This is a genomic window from Bacillus sp. 3G2 (assembly GCF_044324725.1).
GTDB lineage: Bacteria > Bacillota > Bacilli > Bacillales > Bacillaceae_G > Bacillus_A > Bacillus_A mobilis.
In genome coordinates this window covers 3,613,564-3,639,726 of the sequence record NZ_CP172246.1, presented here as the reverse complement: position 1 = coordinate 3,639,726, position 26,163 = coordinate 3,613,564, and the positions used below count along the sequence as shown (strand labels likewise).

Here is a 26,163-nt window from a genome sequence, read left to right as displayed (position 1 = left end):
TAAACATTAAAAAACTTTTCGAGTAAAACAGGAAAACAGGGGAGGATGGGACTATGAATATCCATGAGTACCAAGGTAAGGCAGTCCTTAGAAGCTATGGGGTTAGCGTTCCGAACGGGAAGGTTGCATTTACAGTAGAAGAAGCTGTAGAAGCAGCGAAAGAATTAGGAACGGATGTATGTGTAGTAAAAGCACAAATTCACGCTGGTGGACGCGGCAAAGCTGGCGGAGTAAAAGTTGCAAAAAATTTAGATGAAGTTCGTACATATGCAGAGAGCATTTTAGGAACTACACTTGTGACACATCAAACAGGTCCTGAAGGTAAGGAAGTAAAACGCTTACTTATCGAAGAAGGTTGCGATATTAAAAAAGAATATTATGTTGGTCTAGTTTTAGATCGTGCAACTTCTCAAGTTGTTTTAATGGCATCTGAAGAAGGTGGAACAGAAATTGAAGAAGTAGCAGAACAAACACCTGAAAAAATCTTTAAAGAATATATTGATCCAGCAGTAGGCTTACAAGGCTTCCAAGCGCGCCGAATCGCATTTAACATCAATATTCCAAAAGAGCTTGTAGGACAAGCTGTGAAGTTTATGATGGGCTTATACCGTGCGTTTATCGAAAAAGATTGCTCTATCGCGGAGATTAATCCACTTGTTACAACAGGTAACGGTAAAGTTATGGCATTAGATGCGAAATTAAACTTTGATTCTAATGCTTTATATCGCAATAAAGACATTTTAGAACTTCGTGATCTTGATGAAGAAGATTCAAAAGAAATTGAAGCTTCTAAATATGACTTAAACTACATTCCTTTAGATGGAAATATCGGTTGCATGGTTAATGGTGCAGGTTTAGCGATGGCTACAATGGATATCATTAAACATTACCATGGCGATCCAGCTAACTTCTTAGATGTTGGTGGCGGTGCAACAGCTGAAAAAGTTACAGAAGCATTCAAAATTATCCTTTCTGACAAAAATGTAAAAGGTATCTTCGTTAACATTTTTGGTGGCATTATGAAGTGTGATGTTATCGCAGAAGGTGTTATTGAAGCGACGAAACAAGTAGGTCTTGAATTGCCTTTAGTTGTACGTCTTGAAGGTACAAACGTAGAGTTAGGTAAGAAGATTTTAAATGAGTCTGGCTTAAATATTGTTGCAGCAGAATCTATGGCAGACGGTGCACAAAAAATTGTTTCACTAGTGGGCTAATAGAAAGCGGGGGAGAAAAATGAGCGTATTAGTTAATAAAGATACAAAAGTTATTGTTCAAGGTATTACAGGTTCTCAAGGATTATTCCACACAAAACAAATGATTGAATACGGTACGAAAATTGTCGGTGGTGTAACGCCAGGTAAAGGTGGCACTGATATTGAAGGTGTACCAGTATTTGATACTGTAGAAGATGCAGTGAAAGCAACAGGCGCAAATGCTTCAGTTGTATACGTTCCACCCGCTTTTGCGGCTGATGCAATTATGGAAGCAGTTGATGCAGAAATCGATTTAGTAGTATGTATTACTGAAGGAATTCCTGTATTAGATATGGTAAACGTAAAGAGATATATGGCAGGTAAACATACACGTTTACTTGGACCAAACTGTCCTGGTGTTATTACGCCTGATGAATGCAAAATTGGTATTATGCCAGGTTACATTCATAAAAAAGGCCATGTAGGTATCGTATCTCGCTCTGGTACATTAACGTATGAGGCTGTACATCAGTTAACACAAGAAGGTATTGGCCAATCTACTGCTGTAGGTATCGGTGGGGACCCAGTTAACGGTACGGACTTTATTGATGCGTTAAAAGCATTTAATGAAGATGAAGAAACGCATGCTGTAATTATGATTGGTGAAATCGGTGGTACAGCGGAAGAAGAGGCAGCTGAATGGGTGAAAGCTAATATGACAAAACCTGTTGTAGGCTTCATTGGTGGCCAAACAGCGCCTGCAGGCAAACGTATGGGCCATGCTGGTGCAATCATTTCTGGTGGTAAAGGAACTGCTGCTGAAAAGATTAAAACGATGGAAGCTTGTGGTATTAAAGTAGCGGAAACTCCAGCGGTTATGGGCGAAACGCTAATCTCTGTCTTAAAAGAAAAAGGTCTATTTGAGACTTGTAAAAACTACTAATCTGTTGAAAGACACCTTCTTGCTTGAAGGTGTCTTTTTACGTAATTCTTGTTTACATAATAAAAATTATGGGTAAGGAGAATTAAGATGAAAAGAGAACGATTATTACATCTTCATTATTTTTTAGCAGATCATTGGAAGGCGATGGAAAGACTACTATATGTCGATCCTGAATTGAAGGGAATATACACTTTTAATGCAACACAAGTGGAATACTACACTGGAATATCCTCGAAAAAATCTTCAGAATTAGTACGTTTTCTTCAAAGTTCAAATCTCTCGCAATATATATCTTATTTAGAGAAAAATCGAATCTTTTATATGACTATCTGTGATGAAGATTATCCACAATTATTACGTGAAATACAAGATCCGCCCTTTGTGTTATATGGAAAAGGTGAGAAGGATTTTCTCAATAAGGCGAATAAATTAGCGGTTATTGGAACGAGAGAACCGACTTTATATGGGCATGAGAGTTTACAATTTATTTTACACCCATTATTAGAAAGAGAATGGCTTATTGTCAGTGGGTTTGCAAGAGGGATAGATACAATGGCTCATGAAATTACAGTAAGACGGCATTGTCCGACTATTGCAATACTAGGACATGGATTATCGTATATGTATCCAAAAGAGAATAGACATTTATATGAAACATGGAATGAATATATATTGTTATTAACAGAGTATCCGCCGCACTATGCACCGAAAAAATGGTATTTTCCAAAAAGGAACCGAATCATTAGCGGTATAAGTAAGGGTGTTTTAGTTGTAGAAGCGAAATCAAGAAGTGGAACACTTATTACTGCGGACCTTGCTTTAGAGCAAAATAGAGAGGTATTTGCACTTCCTGGACCTATATTTATAGATAGTGCATCAGGAACGAATCATCTAATTCAACAAGGAGCAAAACTAGTAAGAAATGCAGAAGATATCTTGGAAGAGATTTTAAATTAACCTTATATTTTCATGTTTTTATTAAACAATTATTGACAAATGGTAGAAAGGCACTGTATGGTATATTCATTCTTGATTGACAAAAACAAGAGAAATCAATAAGATTGATGAAGACTTGAATCCACCTCTTAAGGAGGCACTAGCATGTCAGATTACCTCGTAATCGTGGAGTCGCCTTCTAAGGCGAAGACCATTGAGAAATATTTAGGGAAAAAATACAAAGTTGTCGCGTCTATGGGACACGTTCGCGATTTACCTAAAAGCCAAATGGGGATAGAAGTAAAGAACAACTTCACCCCGAAGTATATTACCATTCGTGGTAAAGGTCCCGTCTTAAAAGATTTAAAATCAGCGGCAAAAAAAGCAAAGAAAGTCTATCTCGCGGCCGATCCAGACCGCGAAGGGGAAGCAATTGCTTGGCATTTAGCCAATACGTTAAATGTGGACGTTGAATCAGATTGCCGAGTTGTGTTTAATGAGATTACAAAAGATGCAATAAAAGAATCATTTAAACATCCTCGTGCGATTAATATGGATTTAGTAGATGCACAACAAGCAAGACGTATACTAGATCGTCTTGTGGGTTACAATATTAGTCCTTTATTATGGAAGAAAGTAAAAAAAGGATTAAGTGCAGGACGCGTACAATCTGTAGCAGTTCGTTTAATTATCGAACGTGAAAAAGAAATTCAAATCTTTGAGCCTGAAGAATTCTGGACAATCAAGACAGAATTTGTGAAGGGGAAAGACACATTTGAAGCAAGTTTTTACGGTGTAGATGGTGAAAAAGTTCAATTAACTAATGAAACGCAAGTGAATGAAATAATTGAACAAATGAAAGATAATGCGTTTTCAGTTGAAAATGTAACGCGAAAAGAGCGAAAACGTAATCCTGCATTACCGTTTACAACATCTTCCTTGCAACAAGAGGCAGCTCGTAAGTTAAACATGCGAGCAAAGAAAACAATGATGCTCGCGCAGCAATTGTATGAAGGGATAGATCTTGGCAAGCAAGGAACTGTAGGTCTTATTACGTATATGAGAACTGACTCAACACGTATCTCAGAAACAGCTCAAACAGAGGCGCGTACTTACATTACTGAGGCGTTTGGTGCGGAATACATAGGAACAGAAAAGAAGAAAGAAACGAAAAAGTCGAACGCACAAGATGCGCATGAGGCAATTCGTCCTACTTCGGTAATGAGAAGGCCAGAGGAACTAAAGAGTTTCTTAAGTCGTGATCAACTTCGGTTGTATAAACTGATTTGGGAGCGATTTGTTGCAAGTCAAATGGCGTCTGCTATAATGGATACTGTGACAGCTAGACTCATTAATAACAATGTTCAGTTCCGTGCAAGTGGATCGGTTGTAAAGTTTCCAGGATTTATGAAAGTGTATGTAGAGTCGAAAGATGACGGGGCTGAAGAAAAGGATAAAATGTTGCCACCTTTAGAAGTAGGGGAAACGGTATTTTCGAAGGATTTAGAACCGAAGCAACACTTTACACAACCTCCGCCGCGCTATACAGAGGCTCGTCTAGTAAGAACACTTGAAGAGCTTGGAATTGGAAGACCGTCGACTTACGTACCGACACTTGAAACGATTCAAAAACGTGGATACGTAGGTTTGGATAATAAACGCTTTGTTCCAACTGAACTTGGTGAAATAGTAATTGAACTTATTTTAGAGTTTTTCCCAGAAATTATTAACATTGAATTTACTGCTAACATGGAGCAAAGTCTTGATGAAGTAGAAGAAGGAAATGCGAATTGGGTAAAAATTGTTGATGATTTCTACGTAGGCTTTGAACCGCGTTTAGAAAAAGCGGAAAAAGAAATGCGTGAAGTGGAAATTAAAGATGAACCAGCTGGGGAAGACTGTGAATTGTGTAATCACCCAATGGTCTTTAAAATGGGTAAATACGGGAAATTTATGGCTTGTTCGAATTTCCCAGATTGTCGTAATACAAAACCGATTGTGAAAGAAATCGGTGTTACTTGTCCGAAGTGTGATAAAGGTCAAATTATTGAACGCCGTAGTAATAAAAAGAAACGTCTTTTCTATGGATGTGGTACGTATCCAGAGTGTGACTTTGTATCTTGGGATAAACCAATTGGTCGTAAATGTCCGAAGTGCGAAGGTATGCTTGTAGAGAAGAAGTTGAAAAAAGGCGTGCAAGTACAATGTATTTCGTGTGATTATGAAGAAGAACAACAAATGTGAGCGTAACTGCTCACATTTTTTTCGGGAAGAAAAGGAAAGGTGATTAATATGACAACACAAGTAGTAAACGTCATTGGCGCAGGTCTTGCAGGAAGTGAAGCAGCTTACCAAATTGCAAAACGTGGTGTCCAAGTAAAATTATATGAAATGAGACCAGTAAGGCAAACACCGGCTCATCACACAGATAAATTTGCAGAGTTAGTATGCAGTAACTCGCTTCGCGCAAACACATTAACAAACGCTGTTGGTGTTATTAAAGAAGAAATGCGTCTAATGGACTCTGTTATTATTCGTGCAGCTGATGAGTGCTCTGTACCAGCAGGAGGGGCTTTAGCTGTAGATCGTCATGAATTTGCGGCAAAGGTAACGGAGTATGTGAAAAACCATCCGAACGTAACTGTGATGAATGAAGAAATTACTGAAATTCCAGAAGGGCCTACTGTTATCGCGACAGGTCCACTTACGTCTCCTGATCTTGCTGCACAATTAAAAGAATTAACAGGTGAAGATTATTTTTATTTCTATGATGCTGCAGCACCGATTGTTGAGAAAGACAGCATTGATATGAATAAAGTATATTTAAAATCTCGTTACGATAAAGGTGAAGCTGCATATTTAAACTGCCCAATGACGGAAGAGGAATTTGACCGTTTTTACGAGGCTTTAATTGCTGCTGAAACAGTACCTTTAAAAGAATTTGAAAAAGAAATTTTCTTTGAGGGTTGTATGCCAGTAGAAGTTATGGCAAGTAGAGGAAGACAGACGTTAGTATTTGGACCGATGAAACCTGTTGGATTAGAAGATCCGAAAACAGGGAAAACGCCATATGCTGTTGTTCAGTTACGTCAAGATGATGCAGCAGGAACGTTATACAATATTGTAGGTTTCCAAACGCATTTAAAGTGGGGACCACAAAAAGAAGTGTTACAGTTGATTCCAGGACTGGAAAACGCAGAGATTGTACGTTATGGTGTAATGCATCGTAATACGTTTATTAATTCACCTAACTTACTTCGTCCAACATATCAATATAAACAACGTGATGATTTATTCTTCGCTGGTCAAATGACTGGAGTAGAGGGATATGTTGAATCGGCAGCATCAGGATTACTAGCAGGTATTAACGCTGCTCGACTTGTGAAAGGTGAAGAGCCGGTTGTATTACCATCTGTAACTGCAATGGGAAGTATGGCGAATTATATTACTGCGACAAATGCGAAAAACTTCCAACCAATGAATGCAAACTTCGGTCTGTTTGCACCGTTAGAGAAGAAAATTAAGAAAAAAGCAGAACGAAATGAAGCCTATGCAACACGCGCTTTAGAAACAATTCAAAATTTTGTAAATATTTAGTTAAATTTCTTGCAAAGGCTACTAAGTTGTGATACGATTTAGTAGCCTTTATTGAGGTGAATTGTGTGAATGTGAAGAAATTGTTACAATTATTCGTTGGATATTTACAAATTGAAAGAAATTATTCAAAATATACAATTGCAAGTTATCAAAATGATTTAGAACATTTTGTGCAATTTATGGAGCGAGAAGGCATATCCTCTTTTTTAGATGTTACATACACGGATGTTCGTTTGTACTTAACGACGTTGCACGATGAAAAGTTAGCCCGTAAATCTGTCGCAAGAAAAGTATCAAGCTTACGAAGTTTATATCGTTTTTTGATGCGTGAAGGTTATCGGAAAGATAATCCGTTTGCACTTGCGTCACTCCCCAAAAAAGAATTGTCAATCCCAAAGTTTTTATATGCTGAAGAATTAGAGGAATTGTTTGAAGTTTCTGATACGGAAACGCCGCTAGGTCAAAGGAATCAAGCTTTATTAGAATTGATGTATGCGACTGGAATCCGTGTGAGTGAATGTGTCAATTTACAACTTACCGATATTGACTTCGCGGTGGGAACAATTTTAGTAATGGGAAAAGGAAAAAAACAAAGGTATATTCCGTTCGGAAGCTATGCGCAAGATGCTTTAATTACTTATATAGAGAACGGGAGAAAACAGTTAGCTCACAAAACTGAAGAACACTCTCATATGGTATTTTTAAATGCGAAAGGCACGCCGCTAACAAGTCGAGGGGTACGCTATGTATTAAACGAACTCATTAAGAAAGCTTCACTGACAATGCGGATCAGTCCCCATATGTTAAGGCATACATTTGCTACACATATGTTAGATGAAGGGGCAGATTTACGTACTGTACAGGAGCTACTCGGTCATGAGAATTTGTCGACGACACAAATTTATACGCATGTCTCTAAAGAAAGATTGCGTTCGGTCTACATGAAGCATCACCCACGGGCATAAATTGCTTTTAAAGCTATAAAAACATATAAAGGAGTTTTTTCTATGGGAAATTTCCACGCTACAACGATATTTGCAGTTCATCATAATGGAGAATGTGCAATGGCTGGAGATGGCCAGGTGACGATGGGAAATGCAGTTGTAATGAAACATACAGCTCGTAAAGTCCGTAAACTTTTCCAAGGGAAAGTTTTAGCTGGCTTTGCAGGTTCCGTTGCTGACGCATTTACTCTTTTTGAAATGTTTGAAGGGAAATTAGAAGAGTACAATGGGAACTTGCAGCGTGCTGCAGTTGAGATGGCAAAACAATGGCGTGGCGACAAAATGTTACGTCAACTAGAAGCGATGCTCATTGTCATGGATAAAACAACTATGCTTCTTGTTTCAGGTACAGGAGAAGTAATTGAACCGGATGATGGTATTTTAGCGATTGGATCTGGTGGGAATTATGCGCTTTCTGCAGGTCGTGCTTTAAAACAATATGCAAGTGAACATTTAACAGCGAAGCAAATTGCGAAAGCGAGTTTAGACATTGCTGGCGATATTTGTGTTTATACAAACCACAATATAATTGTGGAAGAATTGTAGAATCGTAAGGGAGGCATTTTATATGCATTTACATTTTACTCCGCGTCAAATTGTGGAAAAATTAGATCAATACATTATCGGTCAAAAAGATGCGAAGAAAGCGGTTGCTGTAGCTTTAAGAAATCGATATCGTCGAAGTAAATTAGCTGAAAATCTACGTGATGAAATTGCGCCTAAAAATATTTTAATGATTGGACCAACAGGTGTTGGTAAAACAGAGGTAGCACGACGAATGGCGAAACTCGTTGGAGCACCTTTTATTAAGGTTGAAGCTACGAAATTTACAGAAGTTGGATATGTAGGTAGAGATGTAGAATCGATGGTACGTGACCTTGTGGAAACATCAGTTCGTATCGTAAAAGAAGAAATGGTAGTTAAAGTACAAGATAAAGCAGAAGAACAAGCGAACCAACGTCTTGTAGAAATCTTAGTGCCGAGTCCAGAGAAACAATCTGGATTTAAAAACCCATTAGAAATGCTATTTGGTGGTGCTCAAAATTCGAATCAAACATCTGATGCACAGGAAGATGTTGAAATCGAAAAGAAACGTCAAGATGTGGAAAGAAAGCTTGCTGCAGGACTTCTTGAAGATGAAATTGTATCGATTGAAGTGACTGAACAACAGTCTTCCATGTTCGATATGTTACAAGGAACTGGCATGGAACAAATGGGAATGAATTTCCAAGATGCATTAGGAAGTTTTATGCCGAAAAAAACAAAAAAACGTAAACTTTCTGTAAAAGAAGCAAGAAAACTCTTGACAAATGAGGAAGCACAGCGCTTAATTGATATGGATGAAGTTACACAAGAGGCTGTTTATCGTGCTGAACAGCTCGGGATTATTTTTATCGATGAAATTGACAAAATTGCTGGTAAGCAGTCGAATAGCGTAGATGTATCACGTGAAGGTGTGCAACGTGACATTCTGCCGATTGTAGAAGGATCGAATGTTGCGACAAAATACGGATCAGTAAAAACGGATTATATTTTATTCGTTGCAGCTGGAGCGTTTCATATGTCTAAACCGTCGGATTTAATTCCGGAACTGCAAGGGAGATTTCCGATTCGAGTAGAATTAACAAAATTATCGACAGATGATTTTGTTAAAATATTAATCGAGCCTGACAATGCGTTAATTAAACAATATATGGCTTTATTAGCGACTGAAGGTATAGAAATTGAATTTTCAGACGAAGCTATTCGTAAGATTGCTGAGATTGCTTATCAAGTTAATCAGGATACAGATAATATTGGAGCAAGAAGACTTCATACGATTATGGAGAAGCTCCTTGAAGATTTATCGTTTGAAGCATCTGAAATTACGTTAGAGAAAATAACGATAACGCCTCAGTACGTTGAGGAGAAATTAGCAACGATTGCTAAAAATAAAGATGTGAGCCAGTTTATTTTGTAATTGTGTCATCAGGTGACTCGCCCTAGTTTCCAAGTGATGAAAAAATATGTGAGTAACATGTAGGAGGAACTTTTGAAATGGAATTATTAGCAAAAACAAGAAAATTAAATGCGTTATTACAGAGCGCAGCAGGAAAGCCTGTAAACTTTAGAGAAATGTCTGACACAATGTGTGAAGTAATCGAAGCGAACGTATTCGTAGTAAGTCGTCGTGGTAAATTACTAGGTTATGCAATTCACCAACAAATTGAGAATGAGCGTATGAAACAAATGCTTGCAGAGCGTCAATTCCCGGAAGAATACACACAAAGCTTATTCAACATTACAGAAACATCTTCTAACTTAGATGTAAACAGTGCTTACACAGCATTCCCAGTAGAAAATAGAGAATTATTCGGTCAAGGTTTAACTACAATCGTACCAATCGTTGGTGGCGGTGAGCGTCTAGGTACATTAGTATTAGCTCGTCTTGGCCAAGAGTTCTTAGACGATGATTTAATCCTTGCTGAATACAGTTCAACTGTAGTAGGTATGGAAATCTTACGTGAAAAAGCGGAAGAAATCGAAGAGGAAGCACGTAGTAAAGCTGTTGTTCAAATGGCGATTAGCTCATTATCTTACAGTGAGTTAGAAGCAATTGAGCATATCTTCGAAGAGTTAAATGGAACAGAAGGTTTACTAGTTGCAAGTAAAATTGCTGATCGCGTAGGAATTACTCGTTCTGTAATCGTAAATGCATTACGTAAATTAGAAAGTGCTGGTGTTATTGAGTCTCGCTCTTTAGGTATGAAAGGAACATACATTAAAGTGCTAAACGACAAGTTTCTACAGGAACTTGCTAAATTAAAAACAAACTAATTTATAAAACTCTCCTCATTTTTTGAGGAGAGTTTTTTGTGTATAAAAGATTGCTGGTGTTGGCAAGTAGCGTCATAATCGTGTTTTTCGGAAAAGCTATGAATCGAATTGCATTTCTTTGCTTAAAAGAAATACAGGTTGGTAATACTAGAATTCGAGTGTGAATAAAGAAAGTTTTACATTCTTCGCATTTTCGACTTGATTGTAATATTTCAGTATGATATAGTAAGCAGTGGTGTCAGTACAAAGTACACACGTTTACTGATTTAAGTGTTGGTGCTACGTTTGTAGTTTCGCTTAGAGATGAAGTAAACGGAGGATATCAAAAACCATTTAGGAGGAACTATATTATGTCAGTAATTTCTATGAAGCAATTGCTTGAAGCTGGTGTTCATTTCGGACATCAAACTCGTCGTTGGAACCCAAAAATGAAGCGTTACATTTTCACAGAGCGTAACGGTATCTACATCATCGACTTACAAAAAACTGTGAAAAAAGTTGAGGAAGCTTACAGAACGATGCGCGACATCGCTGCTGAAGGTGGAGACATCTTATTCGTAGGTACTAAAAAACAAGCACAAGAAGCTATTAAAGAAGAAGCAACTCGTGCTGGTATGTACTTCGTTAACCAACGTTGGTTAGGTGGAACTTTAACAAACTTCCAAACAATCCAAAAACGTATCAAGCGTCTTAAAGACATCGAAAGAATGCAAGAAGATGGTACTTTCGAAGTACTTCCTAAGAAAGAAGTTGTTCAACTTAAAAAAGAGTTAGAGCGTCTTGAGAAATTCTTAGGCGGTATTAAAGATATGAAAGGTCTTCCAAGTGCATTATTCGTAGTAGACCCTCGTAAAGAGCGTATTGCAGTTGCTGAAGCACGCAAATTACACATTCCAATCATCGGTATCGTTGATACAAACTGTGATCCAGACGAAATCGATCACGTTATCCCAGCAAACGATGATGCAATTCGTGCTGTAAAACTTCTTACATCTAAAATGGCAGACGCGATCCTTGAAGCAAAACAAGGTGAAGAAACTGTTACTGCGTAACAAAGTTGGAAAGGTGATAAGGGGTTCGGCCTTTTATCACCTTTTTTAAGGTATAAACACCTTTATAAAAGGTATAAATACATATTTTAGGAGGATGAATAGTATGGCAATCACTGCACAAATGGTAAAAGAATTACGTGAAAAAACTGGCGCAGGTATGATGGACTGCAAAAAAGCTTTAACAGAAACTAATGGCGACATGGAGAAGGCAATTGACTTCTTACGTGAAAAAGGTATCGCGAAAGCTGCTAAAAAAGCAGACCGCATCGCTGCTGAAGGTTTAACTTTCATCGAAACAAACGGTAACGAAGCTTTAATCTTAGAATTAAACTCTGAAACTGATTTCGTTGCGAAAAACGAAGGTTTCCAAGCGTTAATTAAAGAATTAGCTGCTCACTTATTAGCTAACAAACCAGCTAACATTGAAGAAGCTATGGCTCAAACAATCGAAGGTGGCAAAACAGTAGAAGAGCACATCAACGAAGCAATCGCTAAAATTGGTGAAAAACTTACACTTCGTCGTTTCGAAATCGTATCAAAAACTGCTGCTGATGCATTCGGCGCTTACCTACACATGGGTGGACGTATTGGTGTATTAACAGTTCTTGAAGGTTCTACTGACGAAGCAGCTGCTAAAGATGTAGCAATGCACATCGCAGCAGTTAACCCTAAATACATCGACCGCGATGCTGTAACAGCTGAAGAAGTTGAGCATGAGCGTCAAGTATTAACACAACAAGCTTTAAACGAAGGCAAGCCTGAAAAAATCGTTGCAAAAATGGTTGAAGGCCGTCTTGGCAAATTCTTCGAAGAAATTTGCTTACTTGACCAAGCATTCGTTAAAAACCCTGATATGAAAGTTCGTCAATTCGTTGAGTCTAAAGGCGGAACATTAAAAGGATTCGTTCGCTACGCTGTTGGTGAAGGTATCGAAAAACGCGAAGACAACTTTGCTGAAGAAGTAATGAACCAAGTAAAAGGTAGTAACTAATAAAGATTAGGGAACACATTGTGTTCCCTTTTTTAAAATAAAGATGTAAGCAATTGGAGGTTCATTATGAGTAAACCGAAATATAATCGTGTCGTATTAAAGCTAAGCGGAGAAGCGTTAGCTGGGGAACAAGGATTTGGAATTAACCCATCTGTTATTAAATCAGTTGCGGAACAAGTGAAAGAAATTGCAGAACTTGATGTAGAAGTTGCTGTTGTTGTTGGTGGCGGAAACATTTGGCGTGGGAAAATCGGAAGTGAAATGGGAATGGATCGTGCTGGAGCAGATTACATGGGTATGTTAGCAACAGTTATGAACTCATTAGCTCTTCAAGATAGCCTAGAGAACATTGGAATTCAAACTCGTGTTCAAACTTCAATTGAAATGCGTCAAGTAGCAGAGCCTTACATTCGTCGTAAAGCAGTTCGTCATCTAGAGAAAAAACGTGTTGTAATCTTTGCAGCAGGTACAGGTAACCCGTATTTCTCTACAGATACAACAGCAGCACTACGTGCAGCGGAAATCGAAGCAGATGTTATCTTAATGGCGAAAAACAATGTAGATGGCGTATATAATGCAGATCCATCTCTTGACCCAACAGCTACGAAATACGAAACACTTACTTACTTAGATGTATTAAAAGAAGGTTTAGGTGTAATGGATTCAACAGCTTCTTCTTTATGTATGGACAATGATATTCCATTAATTGTATTCTCTGTTATGGAAAAAGGTAACATTAAACGTGCCGTTTTAGGCGAAAATATCGGAACAGTTGTAAGGGGGAAATAAATATGGGACAACAAGTATTGAAGTCTTCAAATGAAAAAATGGAAAAAGCAGTTGCTGCTTACTCTCGTGAATTGGCAACAGTTCGCGCAGGTCGTGCAAGCTCGTCTGTATTAGATAAGGTACAAGTTGATTACTATGGTGCACCAACACCTGTTGTGCAATTAGCGAACATTACAGTTCCAGAAGCACGTTTACTTGTAATTCAACCTTATGATAAAACTTCTATCGGTGATATCGAAAAAGCAATTTTAAAAGCAGATTTAGGCTTAAACCCTTCTAATGATGGAACTGTAATTCGTATTGCATTCCCTGCATTAACTGAAGAGCGTCGTCGTGATCTTGTTAAAGTTGTGAAAAAATATGCTGAAGAAGCGAAAGTTGCTGTTCGTAACGTACGTCGTGACGGTAACGATGATCTTAAGAAGCTTGAAAAAGCTGGCGAGATTACAGAAGATGATTTAAGAGGATATACTGAAGATATCCAAAAAGAAACAGATAAATATATTGCAAAAGTTGACGAAATCGCAAAAAACAAAGAAAAAGAAATTATGGAAGTGTAATAGCGATACCTTCGCAAATATGACCCTCTTCTTAAGGGGGTCTTTTTACACTTTTAGGCATACGTCTGCTTGCTGGAGGGTATGAATGATGTTTAAAAACTTTCCTTTTTTTAAAAGTAAAAAGGTCGCATCGTTTGATCATCTCGTTGAAAAAGTGAAAAAAGGATATATCCCAGAACATATTGCCATCATTATGGATGGTAATGGAAGATGGGCAAAGAGGAGAGCGATGCCTCGTATTGCGGGACATCATGAAGGCATGCAAGTTGTAAAGAAAATCACAAAATTTGCAAGCAAACTTAATGTAAAAGTATTAACTCTTTATGCTTTTTCAACTGAGAACTGGAAAAGACCTAAAAAGGAAGTTGACTATTTAATGAGGCTTCCAGAAGAATTTCTAGGTACATTTTTACCAGAATTGATTGAAGAGAACGTACAAGTCCGAGTAATAGGACAACAAGATCGTCTTCCTACGCATACACGCAGAGCGATGGAAAAGGCCATGGAAGATACGAAAGAGAATACGGGATTAATTCTTAATTTCGCGTTAAACTATGGAAGTCGAGATGAAATCGTTTCTGCTGTGCAACATATGGTGAAAGATAGTGAGGAAGGAAAAATTCGTGTTGAAGATGTAAGTGAAGAAATGCTTTCTTCCTATTTAATGACGAGTTCTTTACCTGACCCAGAGTTGTTAATCCGTACGAGCGGAGAGCTACGTATTAGTAATTTCATGTTATGGCAAATTGCATACTCGGAATTTTGGTTTACAGATGTGTATTGGCCAGATTTTACTGAGGAACATTTGCTAAATGCGATTACAGACTTTCAGCATAGAGGGCGCAGATTCGGAGGCGTGTAGAAAGAGAGGGTTTGGTAGTGAAACAGAGAATTATTACTGGAGTGGTTGCTGCCGCGCTATTCATTCCCATCGTAATTTACGGTGGCGTGCCTTTTACGGTTTTAGTGTATGCACTTGCTTCTATAGGTTTATATGAATTAATTCGTATGAATAAGCTTACGCTTATTTCAGTACCAACAGTTTTAGCTGCAGTATTATTATGGATTATTTTAATTCCAAGTAGTGCATCAGAACTGTTTACGCAGATTGGATTAGGTAAATTAGAAATCACATTTGTGATTGTTTTATTACTTTTATCATATACAGTCCTTTCTAAGAATACATTTACTTTTGATAATGCTTCATTTTTACTAATGGCAACAGCATATGTTGGAATGGGATTCCTATATTTGAATGAAACGAGAATATTAGGAATTAAATATGTGTTTTGTGCATTATTTGTTATATGGGCTACTGATTCAGGCGCATATTTCGTAGGAAAAGCATTAGGAAAAAGAAAATTATGGCCAGAAATTAGTCCTAATAAAACGATTGAAGGTTCATTAGGCGGCATCGTTTGTGGAATTGTTGTGGCAGTTGTTTATAATATGTTCTTCCCAGTTGAGGCTAATGTAGGGATTTTAATTGTGTTGACAATTATCATTTCTATTTTTGGACAAATTGGCGATTTAGTACAATCTGCATTTAAACGTCATTATGGCGTAAAGGATTCAGGTACGATTTTACCTGGGCATGGTGGTATATTAGATCGAACAGATAGTTGGTTATTTGTTTTACCAATTCTCTACTTCTTATTACAATATAATTAATAAATGAACGAGGGGTTGGAGTCATGAAAAACATTAGTTTATTAGGTGCAAGCGGATCAATTGGTACACAAACTTTAGATGTATTACGCTCGCACCCAGACCAATTCCGTCTCGTTGCTTTTTCTGTAGGGAAAAATATTGACTACGCAGTAAAGGTAATTCAAGAATTTTCTCCGCAAATCGTCTCTGTGCAAAGAGAGGAAGATGTTTTAAAATTACAAGCTGTTTCTGGTAATACAAAAATTGTATATGGTAGTGAAGGGCTTTTAGAAGTAGCATTACATCCAGATGCGGAGATTGTAGTAAATGCTGTTGTAGGTAGCGTAGGGTTGTTACCAACACTTCGTGCAATTGAGGCGAAAAAAACAATTGGAATTGCAAATAAAGAAACGTTAGTAACTGCAGGGCATCTTGTAATGGAAGCAGCGCGAAAACATAATGTTTCGTTACTTCCAGTAGATAGTGAACATTCAGCTATTTTTCAATGTTTGAATGGTGAAAATGAAAAAAGAATTTCTCGACTAGTTATTACGGCTTCTGGTGGAAGTTTCCGTGATAAAACGAGAGATGAATTGCATCATGTGACCGTAGAAGATGCGCTTCGACATCCAAACTGGTCAATGGGTTCGAAAATTACAATTGATTCTGCTACAATGATGAATAAGGGGCTAGAAGTAATTGAAGCACATTGGCTTTTTGGTATCCCTTATGAGCAAATCGATGTTGTTTTACATAAAGAAAGTATTATCCATTCTATGGTTGAATTTGAAGATCGTAGTGTAATGGCACAGCTTGGCTCACCTGATATGCGAGTACCAATTCAATACGCACTTACATATCCTGATCGATTGCCTCTTTCAGACACAAAACAGTTAAACTTATGGGAAATAGGAACGTTGCATTTTGAGAAAATGAACCAAGAACGATTCCGTTGCCTACGTTTTGCGTATGAAGCTGGAAAAGCAGGTGGAAGTATGCCAGCTGTAATGAATGCAGCGAATGAAGTAGCTGTTGAAGCTTTTTTACAAAAGAGAATTGGTTTCTTAACAGTGGAAGACCTCATTGAAAAAGCAATGAACCATCACAATGTCATTGCACGTCCGAGCTTAGAGGAAATTCTGGAAATTGATGCAGCCACAAGACGGTTTGTGATGGAACAAATTTAGCAAAGGTGGTTATGGAATTGAATACAGCGATTGCCTTTATATTAATTTTCGGTGCACTCGTATTTTTCCATGAGCTAGGGCATCTATATTTCGCAAAAAGAGCAGGTATTTTATGCCGCGAGTTTGCGATTGGTTTTGGTCCGAAAATATTCTCATTTGAAAAGAATGAAACGGTGTATACGATTCGATTGCTGCCCCTTGGTGGCTATGTAAGAATGGCTGGCGAGGATGCAGACACAGTTGAGTTAAAGCCTGGTAAAAAGGTTGGCCTTGTATTAAATGAAAAAGACGAAGTTGCGAAATTAGTTTTTGATGGATATGAAAAGTATCCAAATGTTCGCGTCATTGAAGTCGAACAAGCTGATTTAGAGCATAATTTAACAATTTCGGGCTATGAAGAGTACGAGGAAGAGCTTCAAACATTCCGAGTGAACGAGAAGGCACGTATTATTACTGCTGGTGAAGAAATTCAAATTGCTCCGTATAATAGGCAGTTTGGCTCTAAGAAATTAGGGCAACGTGCTTTAACAATCTTTGCGGGTCCTGCAATGAATTTCATTTTAGCGTTTGTTATTTTTGTGATTCTTGGATTTGTACAAGGTGTTCCTGTTGACAAACCAATGGTCGGAAAAGTAATGGAGAAAAGTGCAGCACAGCAAGCTGGATTAAAAGAAAATGATACAATTCAAGCAATCGATGGGAAAAACACAAGTACATGGAAAGATGTTGTTACCATTGTACGTGAAAACCCGAATAAAGAACTTACGTTACAAGTAAAGCGTGATAGTGAACAGTTTAATGTGAAAGTAACGCCAACGCTTGATAAAGAAGGTAAAGAAGAAATTGGTAGAATTGGTGTTTACACTCCAGTAGAGAAAACAGTAATGGGTTCTATTAAATCAGGTTTTGAACAAACATATTATTGGACGAAACTAATTTTTGAGTCTCTTGTGAAATTAGTAACTGGTCAATTCTCTATTAATGAGTTGTCAGGTCCGGTAGGAATTTATAATCTTACAGATCAAGTTGTAGATTATGGATTTACACGTGTATTAAATTTAGCAGCCGTTTTAAGTATAAACCTTGGTTTATTTAATTTACTACCAGTTCCTGCTTTAGACGGTGGACGTTTGTTCTTCTTCTTAATTGAGGCATTGCGCGGGAAACCAATTGATCGCCAAAAAGAAGGAATGGTGCACTTTATTGGTTTTGCATTATTAATGTTACTTATGTTAGTTGTAACTTGGAATGACATTCGTAAGTTTTTCTTGTAAAATAAAGTGAAACTTATAATGAAATAGAGCTCGTAGAATAAAATCCCTCACCTAACTCGAGGTGAGGGGTTTTCCTGCGTGTAAGAGTAAAATGAAGAGGTGCGAATAGATGAAACAAAGTATGGTATTCAGTCCTACATTACGTGAAGTTCCAGCTGATGCGGAGATTAAGAGTCATCAGTTATTACTTCGTGCAGGTTTTATGCGTCAAAATGCTTCTGGTATTTATAGTTTTCTACCATTTGGATTAAAAGTACTACACAAAGTAGAACGTATCGTTCGAGAAGAAATGGAGCGCGCAGGTGCTGTAGAATTATTAATGCCAGCGATGCAAGCTGCAGAATTATGGCAAGAGTCAGGTCGTTGGTATTCTTACGGATCTGAATTAATGCGTATGAAAGATCGTAACGCTCGTGAATTTGCATTAGGAGCGACACATGAAGAAGTCATTACGGATCTTGTACGTGACGAAGTGAAATCATATAAAAAATTACCGTTAACATTGTATCAAATTCAAACAAAATTCCGTGATGAACAAAGACCTCGTTTCGGTTTATTACGTGGAAGAGAGTTTCTAATGAAAGATGCATATTCTTTCCATGCTACACAAGAGAGCTTAGATGAAGTGTATGATCGTTTATACAAAGCATACTCTAACATTTTTGCTCGTTGTGGCTTGAATTTCCGTGCGGTTATTGCTGACTCTGGAGCAATGGGCGGAAAAGATACACATGAATTTATGGTATTATCTGATGTTGGTGAAGATACAATTGCATACTCTGATACATCTAATTATGCAGCGAACATCGAAATGGCTCCTGTTGTAGCTACGTATACGAAGAGTGATGAAGCAGAAAAGGCACTTGAAAAAGTAGCAACACCGGATCAAAAAGCAATTGAAGAAGTATCTGCTTTCTTAAACATTGAAGCTGACAAGTGTATTAAGTCTATGGTATTTAAAGTAGACGAGAAATTAGTAGTTGTACTTGTTCGTGGTGATCATGAAGTCAACGATGTAAAAGTGAAAAATGTATACGGCGCTTCAGTTGTTGAGCTTGCTTCTCATGAAGAAGTGAAAGAATTATTACATTGTGAAGTTGGTTCATTAGGACCGATTGGTGTAACAGGTGACATCGATATTATCGCTGACCATGCTGTAGCATCAATTGTTAACGGATGTTCAGGAGCGAACGAAGAAGGATTCCATTTTGTAAATGTAAATCCAGAACGTGACTTTAAAGTAAGTCAATATACAGATTTACGCTTCATTCAAGAAGGAGACCAATCTCCGGACGGAAACGGAACAATTCTTTTCGCACGCGGAATTGAAGTTGGTCATGTATTCAAATTAGGAACACGTTATAGTGAAGCAATGAACGCAACATTCCTAGATGAAAACGGAAAAACACAACCACTTATTATGGGTTGTTACGGTATCGGTGTATCTCGTACAGTGGCAGCAATTGCAGAGCAGTTTAATGATGAGAACGGTTTAGTTTGGCCAAAAGCTGTTGCACCATTCCATGTGCATGTAATTCCAGTAAATATGAAATCTGATTCGCAACGTGAAATGGGTGAAAACATCTACAACTCATTACAAGAGCAAGGATATGAAGTATTACTAGATGATCGTGCAGAACGTGCAGGTGTTAAATTTGCAGATGCAGATTTATTCGGCCTTCCAGTTCGTGTGACAGTTGGTAAAAAAGCAGACGAAGGTATTGTAGAAGTGAAAGTACGTGCTACAGGCGAGTCTGAAGAAGTGAAAGTAGAAGAACTTCAAACATATATTGCAAATATTTTAAAATAAGAAGAGGTACCTCGCAATGAGGTACCTTCTCTTTCTTTGTAAACGTATTTTGTAAAAGAAGAAGGGAGAAATCTTTCTTTGTAGTACGTTTCAATTTATAATAGCAAATGGAAGGAGAGTGCTTATGTCTTTAACAAATGAACAACAAGAGCGATTTCAAATTTTGCTCCAGCAGTTGCAAATACCAGATGACCTTATAAAACAATATTTACAAGGCGGTGGTATTGAAAGGCTCGTTATTGATAAAGCGAATAAAAGTTGGCATTTTGATTTACAAGTGCCACGTATTTTGCCTACAGAATTATATGAATTGCTAGAAACAAAGCTTAAGCAATCATTTTCTCATATTGCAAGAACAACATTTGCATTAGAAGCAGAGAATAAACAATTTACAGAAGAAGAAGTGAGGGCGTATTGGCCGCTTTGTACGGAACGAATTACATTTTCACCTATGTTTGCTTATTTAAAGAAGCAGCTGCCGCAGGTGAATGGAGTGAAGTTGCTAATAAATGTGAATAACGAGCTGGAATCTACTGCTTTAAAGAAAAACGTTGCGAAACCAGTAGGGGATCAATACGAAGCTTTTGGATTCCCGCGTTTTCAGTTAGACACACATATACAGCAAAATACAGAAGAAATGCAAAAGTTTCGTGAACAAACGCAGCAAGAAGACCGTGAACGTGTTATACAAGCTATGGAAGAAATGGCGAAGAAGCAAGCTGAAGAAAGTAGCGTTGTGCATGAAGGACCGGTTGTGCTTGGGTATCTTATTAAGCCAGATGAAGAGATTACACCGATGCGAGAAATTCAAGATGAAGAAAGAAGAAAAACAGTTCAGGGGTATGTCTTCCATGTAGAAACGAAAGAGCTTCGTAGTGGCCGTACGTTATTAACGCTAAAAATAACAGATTATACGGATTCAATTATGATCAAAATGTTCTCACGTGATAAAGAAGATATTCCTATGCTGCAATCCTTGAAAAAAGGAATGTGGGTGAAAGCGCGTGGTTCTGTTCAAAATGATACGTTTGTTCGAGATTTAGTAATGATTGCAAATGATATTAATGAAATAACAGGACCGTCTCGTAAAGATAAAGCGCCAGAAGGTGAAAAACGTGTAGAGCTCCATCTTCACACACCGATGAGCCAAATGGACGCTGTTACTCCTGTTTCTCGACTTGTTGCTCAAGCAGGTAAATGGGGACATGAGGCAATTGCTGTTACAGACCATGCTGTTGCGCAGTCTTTCCCAGAGGCATATTCTGCGGGTAAAAAGGCTGGGGTTAAAGTTATATATGGTGTAGAAGCGAATTTAGTTAATGATGGTGTACCGATTGCTTATAACGAAGCGCATCGTTTACTTGCAGAGGAAACGTATGTTGTTTTCGACGTTGAGACGACAGGTTTATCAGCTGTATATGATACTGTTATCGAGTTAGCGGCTGTAAAAGTAAAAGGTGGCGAAATTATTGACCGCTTTGAATCTTTCGCAAATCCACATCAACCATTATCTGCAACGATTATTGAGTTAACAGGTATTACAGATGATATGTTAACGGATGCACCAGAAGTGGACGAAGTGTTTAAAAAGTTTGAAGAATGGATGGGCGACCATACACTTGTTGCTCATAACGCAAGTTTTGATATGGGCTTTATTAACGTAGGTTTTAAAAAGGCTGGACTAGAAAAAACGAATAATCCTGTTATTGATACGTTAGAACTTGCAAGATTCTTATTCCCAGAAATGAAAAACCATCGATTAAATACGATGTGTAAAAAGCTTGATATTGAATTAACGCAACATCACCGTGCGATTTATGATACAGAAGCAACGGGATACTTACTTGTGAAAATGTTAAAAGATGTGATTGAAAAGGGATTTGAATATCACGATCAATTAAATGATAGCATGGGGCAAGGGGATGCGTATAAGCGTGGACGTCCAAGTCATATGACGTTACTTGCCACATCAGATGTAGGATTGAAAAATTTATATAAACTTGTTTCTTATTCTCACCTAAATTACTTTTATCGTGTACCACGAGTACCAAGGTCACTATTAAAAAAATATCGCGAAGGAATTTTAGTAGGAACGGCTTGTGATAAAGGTGAAGTGTTTGAGGCGATGATGCAAAAAGCTCCTGAAGAGGTAGAAGAAATTGCGCAGTTCTATGATTACATTGAAGTAATGCCTCCAGAGGTGTTACGTCATTTAGTAGAGCGTGAACTTGTTCGAGATGAGGGGCAATTAAAAACAATTATTTCTAATTTAGTAAAACTTGGTGAGACGTTAGATAAACCAGTTGTTGCTACAGGAAACGTGCATTATTTAGATCCAGAGGATGGAATGTATCGCAAAATTTTAGTTAGTTCGCAGGGCGGAGCCAATCCGCTAAACCGACATTCATTACCGCCTGTACATTTCCGTACAACGGATGAAATGTTAGAGTGTTTTTCATTCTTAGGTGAAGACGTTGCGAAAGAAATTGTTGTAACCAATACACAAAAGGTTGCATCATTAATTGGTGATGTTCATCCAGTAAAAGATGATCTATATACACCGAAAATTGAGGGTGCAGATGATGAAACGCGTGATATGAGTTATAAAATGGCGCGTAGCATTTATGGTGAAGAGTTACCTGAAATTGTAGAAGCACGTTTAGAAAAAGAATTGAAAAGTATTATTGGGCATGGATTCGCCGTAATTTATTTAATTTCACATAAGCTTGTGAAAAAATCGTTAGTAGACGGATATCTAGTAGGTTCGCGTGGATCGGTAGGTTCTTCATTCGTTGCAACGATGATGGAAATTACAGAAGTAAACCCATTACCACCACACTATGTATGTCCGAAGTGTAAGCAATCAGAATTCTTTAATGATGGTTCTGTAGGTTCTGGTTTTGACTTGCCGGATAAAGAATGTCCTGCATGTAATGTTCCATACGTGAAAGATGGACATGATATTCCGTTCGAAACGTTCCTTGGATTCAAAGGAGATAAGGTACCCGATATCGATTTGAACTTCTCCGGGGAATACCAACCACGTGCCCATAACTATACGAAAGTACTGTTCGGTGAAGATTATGTATACCGTGCGGGTACAATAGGTACAGTTGCGGAAAAAACCGCTTATGGGTATGTAAAAGGTTATGCAAATGATCATAACTTAACGATTCGAAATGCAGAGATTGACCGCTTAGTATCAGGATGTACCGGTGTAAAACGTACGACTGGACAGCATCCAGGTGGTATTATCGTTGTGCCAGATTACATGGATATTTTTGATTTTTCACCAATTCAGTTCCCGGCAGATTCAATAGGTGCTGAGTGGAGAACGACACACTTTGATTTCCACTCGATTCATGATAATTTATTGAAACTTGATATACTAGGGCACGATGATCCAACTGTTATTCGTATGTTACAAGATTTAAGTGGTATTGATCCGAAAACAATTCCAACGGACGATCCGGAAGTAATGAAAATTTTCTCAGGACCTGAATCGTTAGGTGTAACGGAAGAACAAATTAACTGTAAAACAGGTACACTTGGTATACCAGAGTTTGGTACGAAATTCGTAAGGCAGATGTTAGAAGAGACGAAGCCTACGACATTCTCTGAGTTAGTCCAAATTTCAGGACTATCGCATGGTACGGATGTATGGCTTGGTAATGCAAACGAGTTAATTTATAACGGTACATGTACGCTGAGTGAAGTTATCGGTTGTCGTGATGACATCATGGTATATTTAATCTATCAAGGTTTAGACCCATCATTAGCCTTCAAAATCATGGAGTCGGTTCGTAAAGGTAAAGGTGTACCAGAAGAATGGGAAGAGGACATGAAAAGTAATAATGTACCGGGTTGGTATATTGATTCATGTAAGAAAATCAAGTACATGTTCCCTAAAGCCCATGCGGCTGCTTATGTACTTATGGCTGTACGTATTGCATATTTTAAAGTGCATTTCGCGCTTCTATTCTATGCGGCATACTTTACAGTTCGTGCAGATGACTTTGACGTAGAGGCGATGGCGAAAGGCTCAGCATCTATACGTGTAAAAATTGATGAAATTGCACAAAAAGGTTTGGATGCAGCGCCGAAAGAGAAAAGTTTATTAACAGTACTAGAAATGACACTTGAAATGTGTGAGCGTGGATACTCATTCCAAAAGGTTGATTTATACCGTTCGCATGCAACAGAATTTATTATTGATGGGGATTCTTTAATTCCTCCATTTAATGCAGTGCCTGGACTTGGTACAAACGCAGCTTTAAGTATTGTAGAAGCACGCAAAAATGGAGATTTCTTATCAAAAGAAGATTTACAGCAGCGCAGTAAGGTTTCGAAAACAATTATTGAGTATTTAGATAGTCAAGGTTGCTTAGGCGATCTACCTGATCAAAACCAGTTATCACTGTTCTAATAGGTAGGAAAAGTCTTTGCAAATCAACATTTGCTATGGTATACTATTAACCGAGATAACCATGTCATGTATATTGTGTAAAAAAAAGAGTGGGGAAACCCACTCTTTCGTGTTACTATCTACGTTTTATTGATGTGGAGAGGTAAGAAATTTCTGTCGTATATACATATTTTGTTACAAGTTTTACTTCTTAAATTTGGTAATACTAAGACAGATATTCCCTGCTTAACGGCAGGGGCTTTTGTTAGCTAACGAGAAAGAATAAGATAGACCGTTTTATGGACGGAGTCTTTTCTTGTAAATGGTACATGACGGCAGGAAGGAGGCTGTTTATGGATAAGAAAGTCACAGAAGTAGTAGAAGCATTTGCGCAGCCAATCGTTGAAGAGTTAAATCTTGAACTTGTAGATGTAGAGTATGTGCAAGAAGGACAAGACTGGTTCTTACGCGTATTCATCGATTCTGAAAAGGGAGTCGACATTGAAGAATGCGGTGCGGTAAGTGAACGTTTAAGCGAAGCTTTAGATAAAGAGGATCCAATTCCTCATCTTTACTTTTTGGATGTATCATCTCCTGGAGCGGAACGCCCATTAAAGAAAGAGAAAGACTTCCAGCAAGCGGTAGGAAAACAAGTGGCAATTAAAACATATGAGCCGATTGATGGTGAAAAAATGTTTGAAGGAAAGCTACTTTCCTACGATGGTACTACAATTACACTATTATTAACAATTAAAACACGTAAAAAAGAAATCCAAATTTCAATGGACAAAGTTGCAAATGCGCGACTTGCTGTTACGTTTTAGTTAGAAGGGGGATCTTCATGAGCACTGAGTTGTTAGATGCCTTGCTCGTATTAGAGTCAGAAAAAGGAATTAGCAAAGATATTATTATTGATGCGATTGAAGCAGCGTTAATCTCTGCTTATAAACGCAATTTTAACCAAGCACAAAACGTTCGTGTGAGCTTTAACCCAGAAGTGGGAACAATTCAAGTATTAGCACGTAAAGACGTTGTTGATAATGTGTTTGATCCACGTCTTGAAATTTCTGTTGAAGAAGCAAGACAAATTAATCCAAACTATCAAGATGGTGACGTACTAGAAATTGAAGTAACACCAAAAGATTTCGGTCGTATTGCAGCACAAACTGCAAAACAGGTTGTAACACAGCGAGTGCGTGAAGCAGAACGTGGTGTTATTTACTCTGAGTTTAGTGACCGTGAAGAAGATATTATGGTTGGTATCGTACAACGTCAAGATGCTCGTTTCATCTATGTAAGCTTAGGGAAAGTAGAAGCTTTATTACCTGTAAGTGAGCAAATGCCAAACGAACAGTACAAACCACATGATCGTATTCGTGTATTCATTACGAAAGTAGAAAAAACAACAAAAGGACCACAAATTTACGTATCACGTACACATCCTGGTCTTTTAAAACGTTTATTCGAAATGGAAGTTCCTGAAATTTATGATGGAACTGTTGAAATTCGTTCTGTAGCACGTGAAGCAGGCGATCGTTCTAAAATTTCTGTACATGCAGAGAACATTGATGTTGATCCAGTAGGTTCTTGTGTAGGACCAAAAGGACAACGTGTACAACGCATTGTAGACGAACTAAAAGGCGAAAAGATTGACATCGTTCGCTGGTCAAATGATCCAGTAGAATATGTTGCAAATGCTTTAAGCCCATCACAAGTTGTTAAAGTACTTGTAGATGAAGAAGAAAAAGCAACAACTGTTGTTGTTCCAGACCATCAACTGTCATTAGCTATTGGTAAGCGTGGACAAAATGCACGTCTTGCAGCTAAATTAACAGGTTGGAAAATTGATATTAAGAGTGAGTCTGATGCGAAACAACTTGGTATTGTAACAGAAGAAGATAGCGTAATCGCATTCGGATTCGATTCAGTTGAAGACGAAATCGAATAGAGGTGAT

At 37.9% G+C, this 26,163-nt stretch carries 21 protein-coding genes; all 21 read left to right on the top strand.

What is annotated here, in order from left to right:
- Positions 1–53 precede the first annotated feature (53 nt).
- The 21 genes from sucC to nusA all read left to right on the top strand — a co-directional run bounded on the left by sucC (position 54) and on the right by nusA (position 26,156).
- Entirely contained in the window at positions 54–1,214 is a 1,161-nt protein-coding gene (gene sucC / locus ACHZK0_RS18515) for an ADP-forming succinate--CoA ligase subunit beta (protein ID WP_395760799.1), read from the top strand.
- A 19-nt stretch (positions 1,215–1,233) separates the two neighbouring features.
- Positions 1,234–2,136 carry a succinate--CoA ligase subunit alpha gene (sucD, locus tag ACHZK0_RS18510; protein WP_000115178.1) on the top strand — a complete coding sequence of 301 codons (903 nt, stop codon included), beginning with the start codon at positions 1,234–1,236 and terminating at the stop codon, positions 2,134–2,136.
- Between the two features lie 87 nt (positions 2,137–2,223).
- A complete protein-coding gene (dprA, locus tag ACHZK0_RS18505; RefSeq protein ID WP_262740384.1) occupies positions 2,224–3,093 on the top strand; it encodes a DNA-processing protein DprA in 870 nt (289 codons plus the stop codon).
- Between the two features lie 144 nt (positions 3,094–3,237).
- The gene (gene topA, locus ACHZK0_RS18500; RefSeq protein WP_088097492.1) at positions 3,238–5,316 is read left to right on the top strand and encodes a type I DNA topoisomerase; all 2,079 of its coding nucleotides are present in this window, start codon (positions 3,238–3,240) and stop codon (positions 5,314–5,316) included.
- A 48-nt stretch (positions 5,317–5,364) separates the two neighbouring features.
- Entirely contained in the window at positions 5,365–6,669 is a 1,305-nt protein-coding gene (trmFO, locus tag ACHZK0_RS18495; protein WP_000211998.1) for an FADH(2)-oxidizing methylenetetrahydrofolate--tRNA-(uracil(54)-C(5))-methyltransferase TrmFO, read from the top strand.
- Positions 6,670–6,734: 65 nt separating this feature from the next.
- Complete coding sequence (gene xerC / locus ACHZK0_RS18490; RefSeq protein ID WP_262740383.1) at positions 6,735–7,634, top strand: tyrosine recombinase XerC; 900 nt, start codon at positions 6,735–6,737, stop codon at positions 7,632–7,634.
- A 42-nt stretch (positions 7,635–7,676) separates the two neighbouring features.
- The gene (gene hslV / locus ACHZK0_RS18485; protein WP_000526271.1) at positions 7,677–8,219 is read left to right on the top strand and encodes an ATP-dependent protease proteolytic subunit HslV; all 543 of its coding nucleotides are present in this window, start codon (positions 7,677–7,679) and stop codon (positions 8,217–8,219) included.
- Positions 8,220–8,241: 22 nt separating this feature from the next.
- Positions 8,242–9,633, top strand: coding sequence for an ATP-dependent protease ATPase subunit HslU (hslU, locus tag ACHZK0_RS18480; RefSeq protein WP_061678204.1), 1,392 nt, complete (start codon positions 8,242–8,244; stop codon positions 9,631–9,633).
- Positions 9,634–9,710: 77 nt separating this feature from the next.
- A complete protein-coding gene (gene codY, locus ACHZK0_RS18475) occupies positions 9,711–10,490 on the top strand; it encodes a GTP-sensing pleiotropic transcriptional regulator CodY (protein WP_000421290.1) in 780 nt (259 codons plus the stop codon).
- Between the two features lie 350 nt (positions 10,491–10,840).
- A complete protein-coding gene (gene rpsB / locus ACHZK0_RS18470; protein WP_000111485.1) occupies positions 10,841–11,542 on the top strand; it encodes a 30S ribosomal protein S2 in 702 nt (233 codons plus the stop codon).
- Positions 11,543–11,645: 103 nt separating this feature from the next.
- Positions 11,646–12,533, top strand: coding sequence for a translation elongation factor Ts (gene tsf / locus ACHZK0_RS18465; RefSeq protein ID WP_395760798.1), 888 nt, complete (start codon positions 11,646–11,648; stop codon positions 12,531–12,533).
- Between the two features lie 66 nt (positions 12,534–12,599).
- Positions 12,600–13,322 carry a UMP kinase gene (gene pyrH, locus ACHZK0_RS18460; protein ID WP_000042667.1) on the top strand — a complete coding sequence of 241 codons (723 nt, stop codon included), beginning with the start codon at positions 12,600–12,602 and terminating at the stop codon, positions 13,320–13,322.
- Positions 13,323–13,324: 2 nt separating this feature from the next.
- Entirely contained in the window at positions 13,325–13,882 is a 558-nt protein-coding gene (gene frr, locus ACHZK0_RS18455; RefSeq protein ID WP_000531505.1) for a ribosome recycling factor, read from the top strand.
- Between the two features lie 85 nt (positions 13,883–13,967).
- Positions 13,968–14,744 (top strand): isoprenyl transferase, encoded by a 777-nt coding sequence (gene uppS, locus ACHZK0_RS18450; protein WP_000971311.1) that lies wholly within the window; start codon positions 13,968–13,970, stop codon positions 14,742–14,744.
- Between the two features lie 17 nt (positions 14,745–14,761).
- A complete protein-coding gene (gene cdsA / locus ACHZK0_RS18445) occupies positions 14,762–15,553 on the top strand; it encodes a phosphatidate cytidylyltransferase (protein ID WP_000813582.1) in 792 nt (263 codons plus the stop codon).
- A 23-nt stretch (positions 15,554–15,576) separates the two neighbouring features.
- Positions 15,577–16,719 (top strand): 1-deoxy-D-xylulose-5-phosphate reductoisomerase, encoded by a 1,143-nt coding sequence (gene dxr, locus ACHZK0_RS18440; RefSeq protein WP_061678201.1) that lies wholly within the window; start codon positions 15,577–15,579, stop codon positions 16,717–16,719.
- Positions 16,720–16,736: 17 nt separating this feature from the next.
- Positions 16,737–17,993 (top strand): RIP metalloprotease RseP, encoded by a 1,257-nt coding sequence (gene rseP / locus ACHZK0_RS18435; RefSeq protein WP_377919263.1) that lies wholly within the window; start codon positions 16,737–16,739, stop codon positions 17,991–17,993.
- Positions 17,994–18,102: 109 nt separating this feature from the next.
- Complete coding sequence (locus ACHZK0_RS18430) at positions 18,103–19,803, top strand: proline--tRNA ligase (protein ID WP_377919264.1); 1,701 nt, start codon at positions 18,103–18,105, stop codon at positions 19,801–19,803.
- A gap of 124 nt (positions 19,804–19,927) precedes the next feature.
- The gene (locus tag ACHZK0_RS18425; protein WP_395760797.1) at positions 19,928–24,229 is read left to right on the top strand and encodes a PolC-type DNA polymerase III; all 4,302 of its coding nucleotides are present in this window, start codon (positions 19,928–19,930) and stop codon (positions 24,227–24,229) included.
- Positions 24,230–24,561: 332 nt separating this feature from the next.
- On the top strand, positions 24,562–25,032 hold the full coding sequence (gene rimP, locus ACHZK0_RS18420) for a ribosome maturation factor RimP (protein ID WP_000359099.1): 471 nt from the start codon (positions 24,562–24,564) through the stop codon (positions 25,030–25,032).
- A gap of 17 nt (positions 25,033–25,049) precedes the next feature.
- On the top strand, positions 25,050–26,156 hold the full coding sequence (gene nusA, locus ACHZK0_RS18415; protein WP_000102596.1) for a transcription termination factor NusA: 1,107 nt from the start codon (positions 25,050–25,052) through the stop codon (positions 26,154–26,156).
- Positions 26,157–26,163: the final 7 nt, after the last annotated feature.

What these genes read in the sequence shown, in the direction of transcription:
- nusA (WP_000102596.1), top strand. Translation starts at nt 25,050, where the DNA reads ATGAGCACTGAGTTGTTAGATGCCTTGCTCGTATTAGAGTCAGAAAAA.
- hslU (WP_061678204.1), top strand. Translation starts at nt 8,242, where the DNA reads ATGCATTTACATTTTACTCCGCGTCAAATTGTGGAAAAATTAGATCAA.
- dprA (WP_262740384.1), top strand. Translation starts at nt 2,224, where the DNA reads ATGAAAAGAGAACGATTATTACATCTTCATTATTTTTTAGCAGATCAT.
- codY (WP_000421290.1), top strand. Translation starts at nt 9,711, where the DNA reads ATGGAATTATTAGCAAAAACAAGAAAATTAAATGCGTTATTACAGAGC.
- dxr (WP_061678201.1), top strand. Translation starts at nt 15,577, where the DNA reads ATGAAAAACATTAGTTTATTAGGTGCAAGCGGATCAATTGGTACACAA.
- pyrH (WP_000042667.1), top strand. Translation starts at nt 12,600, where the DNA reads ATGAGTAAACCGAAATATAATCGTGTCGTATTAAAGCTAAGCGGAGAA.
- rpsB (WP_000111485.1), top strand. Translation starts at nt 10,841, where the DNA reads ATGTCAGTAATTTCTATGAAGCAATTGCTTGAAGCTGGTGTTCATTTC.
- ACHZK0_RS18430 (WP_377919264.1), top strand. Translation starts at nt 18,103, where the DNA reads ATGAAACAAAGTATGGTATTCAGTCCTACATTACGTGAAGTTCCAGCT.
- ACHZK0_RS18425 (WP_395760797.1), top strand. Translation starts at nt 19,928, where the DNA reads ATGTCTTTAACAAATGAACAACAAGAGCGATTTCAAATTTTGCTCCAG.
- hslV (WP_000526271.1), top strand. Translation starts at nt 7,677, where the DNA reads ATGGGAAATTTCCACGCTACAACGATATTTGCAGTTCATCATAATGGA.
- sucC (WP_395760799.1), top strand. Translation starts at nt 54, where the DNA reads ATGAATATCCATGAGTACCAAGGTAAGGCAGTCCTTAGAAGCTATGGG.
- trmFO (WP_000211998.1), top strand. Translation starts at nt 5,365, where the DNA reads ATGACAACACAAGTAGTAAACGTCATTGGCGCAGGTCTTGCAGGAAGT.
- sucD (WP_000115178.1), top strand. Translation starts at nt 1,234, where the DNA reads ATGAGCGTATTAGTTAATAAAGATACAAAAGTTATTGTTCAAGGTATT.
- frr (WP_000531505.1), top strand. Translation starts at nt 13,325, where the DNA reads ATGGGACAACAAGTATTGAAGTCTTCAAATGAAAAAATGGAAAAAGCA.
- uppS (WP_000971311.1), top strand. Translation starts at nt 13,968, where the DNA reads ATGATGTTTAAAAACTTTCCTTTTTTTAAAAGTAAAAAGGTCGCATCG.
- topA (WP_088097492.1), top strand. Translation starts at nt 3,238, where the DNA reads ATGTCAGATTACCTCGTAATCGTGGAGTCGCCTTCTAAGGCGAAGACC.
- tsf (WP_395760798.1), top strand. Translation starts at nt 11,646, where the DNA reads ATGGCAATCACTGCACAAATGGTAAAAGAATTACGTGAAAAAACTGGC.
- rimP (WP_000359099.1), top strand. Translation starts at nt 24,562, where the DNA reads ATGGATAAGAAAGTCACAGAAGTAGTAGAAGCATTTGCGCAGCCAATC.